Origin of the sequence: Rhizobium sp. B230/85, from assembly GCF_019355735.1 — a bacterium.
In the GTDB taxonomy this organism is placed as follows: domain Bacteria; phylum Pseudomonadota; class Alphaproteobacteria; order Rhizobiales; family Rhizobiaceae; genus Rhizobium; species Rhizobium rhododendri.
The window spans coordinates 3,692,490-3,705,000 of sequence record NZ_CP072156.1 but is presented as its reverse complement, the minus strand read 5'-3'; the positions used below and the strand labels follow the sequence as shown (position 1 = coordinate 3,705,000).

At 59.8% G+C, this 12,511-nt stretch carries 10 protein-coding genes, 1 tRNA gene and 2 rRNA genes (1 of these 13 running past the window's edge); 4 read left to right on the top strand and 9 right to left on the bottom strand.

The annotated features are described in order from the left end of the window. The 3 genes from J5289_RS17840 to J5289_RS17830 all read left to right on the top strand — a co-directional run. Positions 1 to 2,153 (top strand): 23S ribosomal RNA (locus J5289_RS17840); it begins 809 nt to the left of the window's first position. A 275-nt stretch (positions 2,154 to 2,428) separates the two neighbouring features. Continuing rightward, positions 2,429 to 2,543 (top strand): 5S ribosomal RNA (gene rrf, locus J5289_RS17835). A gap of 111 nt (positions 2,544 to 2,654) precedes the next feature. Further along, positions 2,655 to 2,731: transfer RNA gene (locus tag J5289_RS17830), tRNA-Met, on the top strand. A gap of 185 nt (positions 2,732 to 2,916) precedes the next feature. Here J5289_RS17830 and J5289_RS17825 read toward each other — a convergent pair. The 9 genes from J5289_RS17825 to J5289_RS17785 all read right to left on the bottom strand — a co-directional run bounded on the left by J5289_RS17825 (position 2,917) and on the right by J5289_RS17785 (position 10,695). Beyond that, positions 2,917 to 3,804, bottom strand: a complete 888-nt coding sequence (locus J5289_RS17825) for a Pnap_2097 family protein (RefSeq protein ID WP_247748928.1) — start codon at positions 3,802 to 3,804, stop codon at positions 2,917 to 2,919. Positions 3,805 to 3,807: 3 nt separating this feature from the next. Continuing rightward, the gene (locus J5289_RS17820) at positions 3,808 to 5,079 is read right to left on the bottom strand and encodes an MSMEG_0569 family flavin-dependent oxidoreductase (protein ID WP_209182158.1); all 1,272 of its coding nucleotides are present in this window, start codon (positions 5,077 to 5,079) and stop codon (positions 3,808 to 3,810) included. A gap of 11 nt (positions 5,080 to 5,090) precedes the next feature. After that, positions 5,091 to 5,378: an MSMEG_0570 family nitrogen starvation response protein gene (locus J5289_RS17815; RefSeq protein ID WP_209182157.1), complete on the bottom strand. Its 288-nt coding sequence runs from the start codon at positions 5,376 to 5,378 to the stop codon at positions 5,091 to 5,093. Further along, positions 5,371 to 6,528, bottom strand: coding sequence for an MSMEG_0565 family glycosyltransferase (locus J5289_RS17810; RefSeq protein WP_209182156.1), 1,158 nt, complete (start codon positions 6,526 to 6,528; stop codon positions 5,371 to 5,373). Before J5289_RS17810 ends, J5289_RS17815 begins: the two co-directional genes overlap by 8 nt. Beyond that, entirely contained in the window at positions 6,525 to 7,499 is a 975-nt protein-coding gene (locus J5289_RS17805) for a sll0787 family AIR synthase-like protein (protein ID WP_209182161.1), read from the bottom strand. The genes J5289_RS17810 and J5289_RS17805 overlap by 4 nt, the downstream gene beginning before the upstream one ends. Before the next feature lie 2 nt (positions 7,500 to 7,501). Beyond that, positions 7,502 to 8,044 (bottom strand): MSMEG_0567/Sll0786 family nitrogen starvation N-acetyltransferase, encoded by a 543-nt coding sequence (locus tag J5289_RS17800; protein WP_209182155.1) that lies wholly within the window; start codon positions 8,042 to 8,044, stop codon positions 7,502 to 7,504. Further along, positions 8,041 to 9,159: an MSMEG_0568 family radical SAM protein gene (locus J5289_RS17795; protein WP_209182154.1), complete on the bottom strand. Its 1,119-nt coding sequence runs from the start codon at positions 9,157 to 9,159 to the stop codon at positions 8,041 to 8,043. Before J5289_RS17795 ends, J5289_RS17800 begins: the two co-directional genes overlap by 4 nt. Beyond that, positions 9,086 to 10,129 (bottom strand): Nit6803 family nitrilase, encoded by a 1,044-nt coding sequence (locus J5289_RS17790; protein ID WP_209182153.1) that lies wholly within the window; start codon positions 10,127 to 10,129, stop codon positions 9,086 to 9,088. The genes J5289_RS17795 and J5289_RS17790 overlap by 74 nt, the downstream gene beginning before the upstream one ends. Before the next feature lie 83 nt (positions 10,130 to 10,212). After that, a complete protein-coding gene (locus J5289_RS17785; protein ID WP_142831556.1) occupies positions 10,213 to 10,695 on the bottom strand; it encodes an MSMEG_0572/Sll0783 family nitrogen starvation response protein in 483 nt (160 codons plus the stop codon). Positions 10,696 to 11,061: 366 nt separating this feature from the next. Between J5289_RS17785 and J5289_RS17780 the strand changes: the two genes are divergently transcribed. Next, positions 11,062 to 12,465: a PLP-dependent aminotransferase family protein gene (locus tag J5289_RS17780; RefSeq protein WP_209182152.1), complete on the top strand. Its 1,404-nt coding sequence runs from the start codon at positions 11,062 to 11,064 to the stop codon at positions 12,463 to 12,465. Positions 12,466 to 12,511 lie beyond the last annotated feature (46 nt).

Here is a 12,511-nt window from a genome sequence, read left to right as displayed (position 1 = left end):
AGGCGAAGCGAAAGCGAGTCTGAATAGGGCGATATAGTTAGTTGCATTAGACCCGAAACCGAGTGATCTAGCCATGAGCAGGTTGAAGGTTGGGTAACACCAACTGGAGGACCGAACCCGCATCTGTTGCAATAGATTGGGATGACTTGTGGCTAGGGGTGAAAGGCCAATCAAACTCGGAAATAGCTGGTTCTCCGCGAAATCTATTTAGGTAGAGCGTCTGACGAATACCCCCGGGGGTAGAGCACTGGATGGGCTATGGGGACTCACCGTCTTACTGATCCTAACCAAACTCCGAATACCGGGGAGTACTATCAGGCAGACACACGGCGGGTGCTAACGTCCGTCGTGAAAAGGGCAACAACCCTAACCTCCAGCTAAGGTCCCCAAGTCATGGCTAAGTGGGAAAGGATGTGAGGATCCCAAAACAACCAGGATGTTGGCTTAGAAGCAGCCATCATTTAAAGAAAGCGTAACAGCTCACTGGTCTAGTCAAGGGTCTTTGCGCCGAAAATGTAACGGGGCTGAAGCCATGCACCGAAGCTGAGGATTGGCAAAACTCTAGCGAGTTTGCCAGTGGTAGCGGAGCGTTCCGTAAGCCTGTGAAGGGAGACCCGTGAGGGCTCCTGGAGGTATCGGAAGTGCGAATGTTGACATGAGTAACGATAAAGGGGGTGAGAGACCCCCTCGCCGAAAGACCAAGGGTTCCTGCTTAAAGTTAATCTGAGCAGGGTTAGCCGGCCCCTAAGACGAGGCGGACACGCGTAGTCGATGGGAACCACGTTAATAATCGTGGGCCTGGTGGTAGTGACGGATTGCGTAACTTGTACGATCTTATTGGATTGATCGTGCAGGGAAGCGGTTCCAGGAAATAGCTCCACCGTATAGACCGTACCCGAAACCGACACAGGTGGTCAGGTAGAGCATACCAAGGCGCTTGAGAGAACTATGTTGAAGGAACTCGGCAAATTGCACGCGTAACTTCGGAAGAAGCGTGGCCCCGCTCAAGGCAACTTTTGCGGGGTGGCACAGACCAGGGGGTAGCGACTGTTTACCAAAAACACAGGGCTCTGCGAAGTCGCAAGACGACGTATAGGGTCTGACGCCTGCCCGGTGCTGGAAGGTTAAAGGGAGGGGTGCAAGCTCTGAACTGAAGCCCCAGTAAACGGCGGCCGTAACTATAACGGTCCTAAGGTAGCGAAATTCCTTGTCGGGTAAGTTCCGACCTGCACGAATGGCGTAACGACTTCCCCGCTGTCTCCAACATAGACTCAGTGAAATTGAATTCCCCGTGAAGATGCGGGGTTCCTGCGGTCAGACGGAAAGACCCCGTGCACCTTTACTATAGCTTTACACTGGCATTCGTGTCGGCATGTGTAGGATAGGTGGTAGGCTTTGAAGCAGGGACGCCAGTTTCTGTGGAGCCATCCTTGAAATACCACCCTTATCGTCATGGATGTCTAACCGCGGTCCGTTATCCGGATCCGGGACAGTGTATGGTGGGTAGTTTGACTGGGGCGGTCGCCTCCGAAAGAGTAACGGAGGCGCGCGATGGTGGGCTCAGACCGGTCGGAAATCGGTCGTCGAGTGCAATGGCATAAGCCCGCCTGACTGCGAGACTGACAAGTCGAGCAGAGACGAAAGTCGGTCATAGTGATCCGGTGGTCCCGCGTGGAAGGGCCATCGCTCAACGGATAAAAGGTACGCCGGGGATAACAGGCTGATGACCCCCAAGAGTCCATATCGACGGGGTTGTTTGGCACCTCGATGTCGGCTCATCGCATCCTGGGGCTGGAGCAGGTCCCAAGGGTTTGGCTGTTCGCCAATTAAAGCGGTACGTGAGCTGGGTTCAGAACGTCGTGAGACAGTTCGGTCCCTATCTGCCGTGGGTGTAGGAATATTGACAGGATCTGTCCCTAGTACGAGAGGACCGGGATGGACATATCTCTGGTGGACCTGTTGTCCTGCCAAGGGCATAGCAGGGTAGCTAAATATGGAATGGATAACCGCTGAAAGCATCTAAGCGGGAAACCAACCTGAAAACGAGTGTTCCCTATCAGAGCCGTGGAAGACGACCACGTTGATAGGCCGGGTGTGGACGTGCAGCAATGCATGAAGCTTACCGGTACTAATAGCTCGACTGGCTTGATCGTTCTCATTGCTCATGTTCATCAAACTGCGTTTGATGCACATGATCTTCTTGTCCTCACGCGCCAAAGGCGCTGCGGATCCTCGGGTCTAGCCCGAGGACAGGCTTGCGCCAGACGCCTGGCGGCACGATGAAATCGTGCTGCTGGAGTGATCCGGACAGTGCTGAAAACAGAAGATCGAAATAAACGTGTTCACCTGGACGACGGCAAGTCGTTCTGGGTTAAAAAAGATTCAAGTGGCGATGCCACCCAGCTTCTCAAATGTTGCGCTTTGCCGACCTGGTGGTCATGGCGGGGCACCTGCACCCGTTCCCATTCCGAACACGGCCGTGAAATGCCCCTGCGCCTATGGTACTCCGTCTTAAGACGCGGGAGAGTCGGTCGCTGCCAGGTCTGCAAAACGCAACATAATTCTCATTCACATGCACACAACGACACAAAGTCGTTCCAAACCAACAAACCAATACCGTTTGCAACAACCCAAACGCAAACAACACGACTTTCCGCGGGGTGGAGCAGCCCGGTAGCTCGTCAGGCTCATAACCTGAAGGCCGCAGGTTCAAATCCTGCCCCCGCAACCAAATCCCAAACAAACAGCAATGCACTGCCCAGGACTATAAAGCCCGCGTCGTAATGACAGTGGGCCGTTTCGCGTTCGGGGTGCGGCCCCCACATCAGCGCCTCGCGCTTTGTTAACCATGGGGAGCCGGTATTCGCAACCCAAATCTCTCACTGCATGCATTACGGCGATTTCACCAGGCCCGCGTCATAACGAAGGCGGGCCGTTTGACGTTCCGGCAACTCCGTTACATCTGATGAACATCGTGGCGATGATTTTGCCTGTCGTTCGGCGGAGTTGACCGTGAAAGGTTTCAGTTTGGGCGTTGCAGCAGAGGAGGTCGAAAAAGACGTTTTCGTTTGTCTCTATGTTTCCGAGAAAGAAAACCTCGCGGTGGGTGGTTGGCGGCTTGTCTGGAATGAAAGTCTCGAGTGCGCGCTCGGCCATGGCCTGGAATTCTGCGAAATAGAATAGGCCTGCTCCGTTGAATTCCTGCGACGGGCTGGGCGTGAAGCCGAACGTCTGCAGCGGTTTCGCGGTGATGACGGGTAGGCCCCAGTGTCGGTCGAGGCGGCGGTTACGGAGATCGGTGGCAGTTTTTGAAAGCTGGCTGGGTTTGTAGATCTCCGGTCTGGGTTTGCTGACCGCGACACGGGCAATGGAGCGATTGCAGCCCTGGGTTCGCCGATGCACGAAGGTGGAAATCAGTTCGGCACCTCCGATGTGTCTGCCCTTGACGTGGAGTTCGTGGGTCGTGGACGTCTGCGTCATCGAGACTGCTGACAGCTTTGAGCGTATCGTCAGGATGTCGTTTGCCTTCACGTCGCCGAACCCCTCGGCTTTCAGCGAGGTGGCGCAAATGGCGGCGTAGGCTTCGTTTCCTTCGGCTGTTCGGAAATCGGCATTCTCCATGTCCAGTTCGCGCGCCAGCATCAGCCAGTGGCGATGCCCCAGTTCCTTCATCAGCCAGGTTTCCGACAGGCCGTACGGTGTCATGTGCGGCATTCCGATCAGGAGATAGGGATCGAGCGCGCGGTCCATCAGGTCACGCGTCGAGGGTCCCCGGAGCCCGGGCGTCCGCAAGGCAATGTTCATCGATCAGCCACTCGCCGCTTGCTTCAATGGGCTGCCAACCCGATCGAGATGGCTTGCCAAATGGCCGACGACATACTCGGCATCGCGGCCGACGGCGAGGAAGCGGCCGGAGCCCCAGGTCCAGAGCCAGGGAAGGCCTAGAACGTAGACGCCGGCGATGCCCGTGACGCCGCGTTGCTGCACGGGATAGCCCGTACCGTCGAAGATCGGCAGGCCGACATAGGACCAGTCTGGGGTAAATCCGGTCGCCCAGATGATGCAGGTGACGCCCTCGGCCTCGAGATCGAGTTCTCCTGGCTCGGCGTCGGGCTCCCACAGGGGAACATAAGGGCTGCCGTCTGGGGCTTCGATGCGCTTTTCAGCGATGTGGCGATCGATCAGGGCGTTGATGCCATTGTAGACGCGGTCGGCGTTGTCGAGGTTGGCCTTTAGGTTCGGCTCGAACAGCATTTTTCCGTCCGAGACGGCGGTCATCCGCCCGTAAAGCGACATTCCGTCGAGGGCGAACTTGCGCAGGTCGATGTCGCGTCCGCCATCCCGGCCTGTCAGATAGTGATTGGTATCGTGCTTCTTCTTCGTCATCCCGTCATGAGCGATGGTGATGTCGTATTGGCCGATATCTGCCAGCCAGTCGACGACGTCGCGGCCGCGATAGAAGCGGGCGCAGCGTGGCGCATTGCCGGTCACCATGTGGACCTTGCGGCCGGCGAGATGCAGGTCTTCGGCGATCTGGCAACCGGACTGGCCGGAACCGACGACGATGACGGTGCCCTCGGGAAGTTGCGCGGCATTGCGGTAATTTGCCGTATGGACCTGGGTAATCGTCGCGGGGAGCCGCTCTGCGGCGCGCGGCACGAACGGCCGGCTGTAGAGGCTTGTGGCAAGCACGACCGAATCTGCCGTGACAGTGCCGGCAGACGTTTCGAGGCGGAACACGTCGCCGGTCTTTTCGAGCGCCGTGACGCGCGTGCCTTCGAGGACGGGGGCATCCACCTTTTTCACGAAGCGCTCGAGATAGGCGAGGATTTCGTCCTTGACCATGAAACCGTGAGGATCGGGGCCGTCATAGGGATGGTCCGGAAGCTGGCATTGCCAGTTCGGCGTTACCAGGCAAAATGCATCCCAGCGCTCGTTTTTCCATTTGTGGGCCACTGTTTTCGCCTCGAAGACGACGTGCTCTATGCCGTGCTTCTTGAGGTAGTGGCTGGCGGAAAGGCCGGCCTGTCCTCCACCGACGACGACAGTGCTGTAATGGGTGTTGAGGGACCGGGTCATCGGATGTCCTTTCACAGGATGAAGCTTTTGCAGCGGATGCGGGCATCCTCGCCGGCAAGGAAAGGTTCGGCTGCGCTTTCGATGCGGGCGAGTTGGTCGTTTGCTGCCGAGCAGGCGAACCCATACTTCGCCTCGACTCGATCGCTGGCGATGGTCAGTGCCTTCCGACTGCGCTCGACAAAATCAGCCACCGGATAGCTTTCGCCCTCGGTAAGGAAATCGCGGATGATCAGCGATGGCGAATAGCAGGTCTCATCTGTGCCATCGGGCCAGGTGATCACGAAGCGCATTTCAGGCATTGGCTGCCTCCTTCAAGTTTGCATAGGTGGAAAGGTGGGCTTCGGCGACGCGGCGCCAGGAGAACCTGCCAGCCACTTCCAGTCCACGGGCGATGATGCCGTCGCGGATCTTCGGTACCAGCGACAGTGCCATGGCCTCGGCGATGGAGGCGGAATGGCGGGGGTCGCACCATATGGCGTCTTCGCTGCCGAGATATTCGGTAAACGGCGCAATGGAGGGGACGATTGCAGGCGTGCCGCTGGCCATCGCCTCCAGCACGACAAGTCCGAATCCCTCCTTCAGCGACGGGAACACCAGGGCGTCGGCGAGCCGATAGAGGTTCGGCATGTCGTCGTCGGACACCGCGCCGATGATGTGCACGGCAGAGGCATCGTCGTGCAGGCTGCGCAGGTGAGAGTGGAATTCCTCCTGGTAGGCGCTGTGGTCCAGCAGGGAGACGCCGCCGGCGATGACAAGTTGCGCATCGGGCTTGACGGCGCGCAACTGACGGAAGGCATCGAGGATTCCGATCGTATTCTTGCGCGCCTCGATGCCACCAATGCTGAGGAAAACGGGGCCGGTCTGCAGGCCGATACGATCGTGCAATGCTGCCTGTTCGCCACTCCAGGCCGGGGCGAAGCGTTGGGTATCGACCCCGTTTCCAACGACGGTGGAAGTGACGCCGTGTTGTGCCTGCAAGGCTGTTTGCCAGAGGGTGCTGACTGCGAAAAAGGCGTCGGCGCTGGTGATGGAGCGGTCCTGCAGCGCCATGAGCCGCGGATCGGCGAACTGGTCGATATGGTGGACCGTGCGGGCAACGGCGGGGATCAATCCGCGTTCTTTCAGCCTCGCCAGTGCATTTCCGGAAATGCCGTCATGCGCGTGGAAAATGTCGAATTCTCCCGCGCCCGCTCGTTCGAAATAGCGGACGTAATCCTCGATGCGCTGCTCGACCATGGCCGTCATGTCCGTGGCTGCGAGTTGGACTGGAAAGCATGCGGTCTGGCAGGCGGGCGGGCGGAAAAAGCCGGTGCCTTTCGTATCGGGGGCGTGGAGCACGACCTCGTGCCCCGTCGCCGTCAATGCCTCGGAGAGCTGCATGGCGTGGACCACACCGCCGCGCGGGTTGGTGGAGTGCGTCAGCATGGCGATGCGCAAAGGCCGGGTCATGCCGCAACCTCGCCAGGCCGAAGTTGCATCAGGGGCGTTTCGGCGTGATCGCGGATGACGATCCGCTCGCTGCCATCGGTGATCGTCACCGTAGTTCCCACTGTCACCGTGCCGATGGCATCGGCAGCGATGCTGCGGGCGGCGAAAAGGGCGAGTACTGTCTCGAGGTTTTCCGGCGCGACCGACAGCAGGTAGCCGTAGCTGGGGAAGGTTGCGAGCCAGCGCTCGAGGCTGACGCCGTCGGGACTGCGGATTGCGGATACGTCGATGTCGATACCGACGCCGGAACATTCCGCCAGCATGATAGCCGTGCCGACGATACCGCCCTGGCTGATGTCCTTGGCGGAAAGGGCGAGCCCCGCTTCGGAGATCTGGGGCAGGATTTCGAGATCGCCGCGCAGACGTTCCGGAGGCGCGTCCGTTGCTGCCTCCCAGTTGTCGAATGGCGGGCGGTAGCGGCCGCGATGATCTATGGCGGCCACTAGCACATCGCCGGGTCTTGCATCGAAACTGGTCAGAAGCCGTTTTGCCCTGCCGAGGATGGCGACGGATAGCTGGCTGCGATCGGTGCGGATATTGGTGTGGCCGCCGACGATCGGCACGCCGTAGGCTTCCGCCGCTGCGCGCATGCCAGCGAGAACCGGGGCCGCGCCGGCCTCTCCATCTGCCCAGATGGCATCGACGACCGCCATCGGACGTCCACCCATTGCGGCGATATCCGATATGTTGACCATGACGCCGCACCATCCTGCAAACCACGGATCGGCAGCGACGAAAGCGTTCATGAAGCCCTCGATGGCAAACAGCAGGTATTCGTCACCATCCGGCAAGGCCGCGCAGTCGTCGCCAACCGGGACGGATTGCGTCTTGACGCCGAGAGCAGCTGTGATGGCGTCGATATCGTGCTTGGCAGCGATGCCTTTGCTGGCCCCTAGTGTCTCGGCGATTGCCTTGAGATCGATGGCTGGCATCGTCACGCGGCTCTCTTTGCAAGAGCGACGAAACCGGCTTTTGGCGTCGTGCACGGCGGATAGTAAGCGAGGTCCGCTTTCATGCGCAGATGCGGTTTTCCATATATCTCGAACTCTTCGACGACATCCCAATGAAGCCGGCGGAAGAGCAGGCCGTTCTGGATCTGCACGTTGGCGAGAAACGTGTGGCAGCCCATGGCGTTGGCGGAGGATACGGCGAGCTTGATCAACGTCGCGCCCAGCGCGCCGATCCTGCGGAAATCCTCATGCACGGCAAGTCGCGAGCCCCACCAGAGGCCCGGTTCTGCCTGATGGATTCGTACCGACCCTACGAGCCGGTCGGCAGCTATGCCGAGCATCGACAGAGCAACGATGGGGATGGCGTGATTGTCGATCTCATCGCGATCGTCGCCATCGAAGAGTTTCTGCTCACGGCAGAAGACGTCGCGACGAAGGGCATGGGCCCGGCGGCGCTCCCAGTCGGATGTCGCGAACTTCACCTGGAATTCACCGGTGCGGAAGGGTGCAAATGGTTCGATCATCATCTGGTCAGCATCCTTTCATAGGTCGAAAGAGCGGAGCAGGCGCCGCACTTGCCGCAGCCAGCCTTGATATCGACCGCCTTGAGGCCGCTTTCGACGAGCATCTTCGACAGCGGCCCGAGGATCGAATGCATGAATTCCGGTTTCGGGGCCGGGTGGCTTTCGAGAGGCGTTCCGGAGATCGGCACGAAGGGCACGACGAAGGGATAGACACCGATCGCGACGAGCTCCCTGCAGATATCGAGGATCGCTTCGCGCGTGTCGCCGAGGCCCGCCAGGATATAGGTCGAGACCTGGCCGCGCCCGAAGACATCGACCGCTGCCTTGAACGAGGCCATGTATTTCTCGATGCTGACCTGCGCCTTGCCGGGCATGATCCGCGCCCGCAGCTCGGGTGTGACGACTTCCAGATGCATTCCGAGCGCATCGACACCGGCGTCTTTCATGCGCGAAAACCAGATGTCGTCTTCCGGCGGTTCGCATTGTGCCTGGATCGGAATATCGACTGCGGCCTTGATGGCGCGGGCGCTTTCCGCAAGCACCGCAGCACCGCGGTCGTCGCTTTTCGGCGTGCCGGTCGTCATCACCATGTGCTTGACTCCATCGAGCTCGACGGCGGCCCTTGCGACCTCGGCAAGTTGCGCCGGCGTCTTGTGGGCGACGGTGCGGCCTGCCGCGAGTGACTGGCCAATGGCGCAAAACTGACAGGTTTTCGTCCGGCTCTGGTAGCGAATGCAGGTCTGCAGCACAGTTGTCGCCAGCACGTCGCGCCCATGGAGTACGGCGATCTGCGAGTAGGGGACGCCGTCTGCAGTCGACAAATCGTAGAAACGTGGACGCAGGGGAAAGGACACCTCGCCGATGACAACGCCATCGCGACTGATGCGGCTGTTTCCGGTCTCATCCGGCTTTTCCACGAGATAGGGGCTTTCGAACGCCGGCGCGGTGTGCACGGGGACCATCACCGTCATTCCGTCGATCGTCAGCGCCTTGTGGTCGGAAGGACCGGCGCCACCGCGACGGCTTTCGTGACCGGCCTTCGGATCAACCAGCCTGGCGCCGAACGACTGCAGCTCGTTGATCAGGGTTTCCGTCGAAAGCTGACGTGTGGTGTTCATCGATCGTGCTCCTTGCCGGTGCGGTTTCGAGAGAAGGATATGAGGTGACCATGGGAGAAGTCGGCCGGTCGTCGATCACCAGATGCAACAGCTCGGGGCGCGCGTAGTGACCGACCGAGTCCATCATCCGCTTGCGCTTGACGATCAGGCTCATGTCGAGATCGGCAATCAGGATGCCTTCACCCTCCGTAATCGGCGGAGCGAGGTGCTTGCCCTCGGGTGATATAATCGCCGTCATGCAGCCACCGCGCAGTGCTTTCTGCAGACCCTCGACCGGTGTGATCGAGGCGATCTGTTCGTCTGACAGCCAGCCGGTGGAATTCACGACGAAACAGCCGCTTTCCAGCGCGTGGTGACGTATGGTCACCTCCATCTGGTCGGCAAAGATCGGACCGACCATGGAACCGGGAAATTGCGCGACGTGAATTTCCTCGTGCTGGGCCATCAGCGCGTAGCGGGCGAGCGGATTGTAATGCTCCCAGCAGGCCAGCGCGCCAACACGACCGATGCTGCTGTCCACGACCTTCAGGCCGGACCCATCGCCTTGTCCCCATATCATCCGCTCATGGAAGGTCGGGGTGATCTTGCGTCTCTTCAGAATGAGGGTGCCATCTGCGTCGAACACCAGTTGCGTATTGTAAAGCGTGCCCCGATCCCGCTCGTTGACGCCGAGAGCGACGACAATGCCGTGCTCGCGCGCGGCCGAGGCAACCGCATCCGTTGTGGCGCTCGGGACGGTGACAGCTTCTTCATAGAGCCGGACATGCTCGCGGCCGGACAGGACAGGCGGCAGCACGAAGGAAAAGTAAGGATACCAAGGGACGAACGTCTCGGGAAAGACGATCAGTTCGGCGCCCTTCGAGGCGGCTTCGCGGATCGTTTCCAGCACGCGGGCGAGCGTCTTGTCCCGCGAGGTCAGGTCCGGTGCAATCTGCGCGGCTGCTGCCCGGACAGTTCTGCTTTTCTCCATGACGAATTCCTTGGATTGAGGGAAGGAGGCGAAGGCGATCCGCCTCCCGGGATGGACTGCCGAGATCGGCAGCGCTTGCTGGGTCAGAGCGTCCAGGTGTCGAGAATGACCGCGCCGGCGCGCCGGTGGATCAACATCAGGTCGAGCACATCCAGCGGACTGATGGGCGTGATCCCCGGGATCAGTGCCGGCTCTCCGTGGCCATAAAGGGCCTGCAGCGCGAAACGGCAGGCATAGACCTTGCCGCCTTCCTCTAGGAAACCCTTGATCTGGTTATTGAAATTGAGGTGCCCCGGAAAAGCTTCGGCGCCGAGCTTGGGGAAGCCGCGCTGGATGCCGAGCGTCACGCCCGGGCCGTAGAGCAGAATGGACGTGTCGTAGCCCTTGCGCTTCAGGCGTTTGGCCTGCAGCAGGTTGACGAGGCCGATGGACCCTTCGAAGGCGACGGTGTGGAAGGTGACGAGCGCTTTTTCGCCCTCGTTGGCCTGGATGTCCTCAAAAACCTTTTCTTCGTAATCGACGAAGAAGTCTCCGTCGGCGTGGGCCGGTGCTGTGATTGCTGGCATGTTTGGCTCCTGTTTTGACGTCGGCCCTGCGATGGGCGCCATCTTTCATTTGCAAAGGACGTGCCAGTACGCTTTATGCCTAATATACGTTCAAAAGGGCCAAAATTGCAGTCAATAAACCAGTCAATTTTTCAATCCGAGCGATTGCCTCGTCATATCCAAGGCAATCGTCTGCCAAAAATCCGTGCTTATCGAACTACTTTTGGTGCAGTCAATATACAGTCAATAAAAGCTTGAGGCGTCGCGGGCGCGAGACTGGAAGGGCCTACGTGCGATATAATTACATTTTTACGTGGCTGGTGTGGTTGACACGTCGGATCTGGAAAGCAACAATTTGCAGTCAATCTTGCAAAACCACGAGCCTCCATGAAAACCTGGCTCCCAGATCTCTCCCGCAGCAACGGTCCCCGCTACATGGTGATCGCCGACGTCATCGAAATGGATTTGAGAAGCGGCAAGCTTCTGGTCGGCGACAGGCTTCCGCCACAACGCGAACTCGCAAAACAGCTGTCGATGGATTTCACCACGGTGGCACGCGGTTATGTCGAGGCGCAGAAGCGCGGTCTTGTCACCACACATGTGGGACGCGGGACCTTTGTGACGGGTGGACGGGAAAAAGAACGGCGCGGGTTCATCGCCGATGCCGCGCTCGATAGCCGGCGCACATCCGTCGTCGATTTCTCGATGAACATGCCGCCGGAGCCGGAAGATCCGGCTCTTCTCGCCCGCATGCAGGAAGGGCTTTCCGCTGTTGCCACCAACCTGATCCCGCTGTTGCGCTATCAAGGTTTCGGAGGTGCCGGGATCGACAAGGAAGCGGCGGCGTCTTGGCTTAGTCGGCGCGGTCTGGTGCCGTCCCAGGAGCGAATCTTCGTAACGCCCGGAGCACATCCGGCTCTTCTGGCGATTTTCGGGCTTCTCGCCAAGCCGGGCGAAACGGTGCTTTCGGAAAATATCACCTATCCCGGCATGCGTTCGATCGCAGCCCAGCTGCGCCTCAATCTGGTCGGCCTGCCAATGGACGAGCTAGGCATTATTCCGGCCGCATTCGCCGAGGTCTGCAAGACCGGCAAGCCGAAGGCGCTGTATCTCAATCCCACGCTGCAAAACCCGATGACCCTGACCATTCCCGAGAAGCGCCGGGAAGAAATCTGCGCGGTCGCCCGCAAATATCATGTCCCGATCGTCGAGGACGATGCCTACGGGTTCATTCCCCTGCACAGTCCGGCACCGCTTGCCGCCATGGCGCCGGATCTCACCTGGCATATCGGCGGATTGGCAAAGTGCATCGGCGCAGGCCTACGTCTCGCCTATGTCGTGGTGCCGGATACCAAGGCTGCGTGGCCCTTCGCCAGTGCCATGCGTGCGGCAAGCGTCATGGCGTCGCCGTTGTCTGCCGCCCTTGCCACACGCTGGATCGAGGACGGAACGGCCGACAGCATCCTTCGCTTCATCCGCACCGAGGCCGCAGCCCGCCAGGCGCTTGTCGCGGAACTCCTGCCGCCGGGGAGCTACAAGAGCGATCCCATCAGTTTCAATATATGGCTTCCGCTCACCGGGGGATGGACGCGTTCGACGTTCGGGACACATATGCGCTCATCCGGCATAGGCGTCGTTGCCAGCGATGCATTCACCGTCGACGGTCCGGCCGAAGAGGCCGTCCGCGTCTGCCTCGGCGGCCCGATCCGTCGCGATACGCTGAAAGGCGCGCTGGAATTCATGGGGCATGCGCTCGAAGGTTCGCCCCAAACGGCCGGCGCTTTCTTCTGACCGACTTGCCGGCCGCAGCCCTGCAAGCCTGAGCTTGGGGTTCCTG

Coding starts and splice junctions, on each gene's coding strand:
- J5289_RS17780 (WP_209182152.1), top strand. CDS start 11,062: ATGAAAACCTGGCTCCCAGATCTCTCCCGCAGCAACGGTCCCCGCTAC.
- J5289_RS17810 (WP_209182156.1), bottom strand. CDS start 6,528: ATGACCCGGCCTTTGCGCATCGCCATGCTGACGCACTCCACCAACCCG.
- J5289_RS17820 (WP_209182158.1), bottom strand. CDS start 5,079: ATGACCCGGTCCCTCAACACCCATTACAGCACTGTCGTCGTCGGTGGA.
- J5289_RS17790 (WP_209182153.1), bottom strand. CDS start 10,129: ATGGAGAAAAGCAGAACTGTCCGGGCAGCAGCCGCGCAGATTGCACCG.
- J5289_RS17800 (WP_209182155.1), bottom strand. CDS start 8,044: ATGATGATCGAACCATTTGCACCCTTCCGCACCGGTGAATTCCAGGTG.
- J5289_RS17815 (WP_209182157.1), bottom strand. CDS start 5,378: ATGCCTGAAATGCGCTTCGTGATCACCTGGCCCGATGGCACAGATGAG.
- J5289_RS17785 (WP_142831556.1), bottom strand. CDS start 10,695: ATGCCAGCAATCACAGCACCGGCCCACGCCGACGGAGACTTCTTCGTC.
- J5289_RS17825 (WP_247748928.1), bottom strand. CDS start 3,804: ATGAACATTGCCTTGCGGACGCCCGGGCTCCGGGGACCCTCGACGCGT.
- J5289_RS17805 (WP_209182161.1), bottom strand. CDS start 7,499: ATGCCAGCCATCGATCTCAAGGCAATCGCCGAGACACTAGGGGCCAGC.
- J5289_RS17795 (WP_209182154.1), bottom strand. CDS start 9,159: ATGAACACCACACGTCAGCTTTCGACGGAAACCCTGATCAACGAGCTG.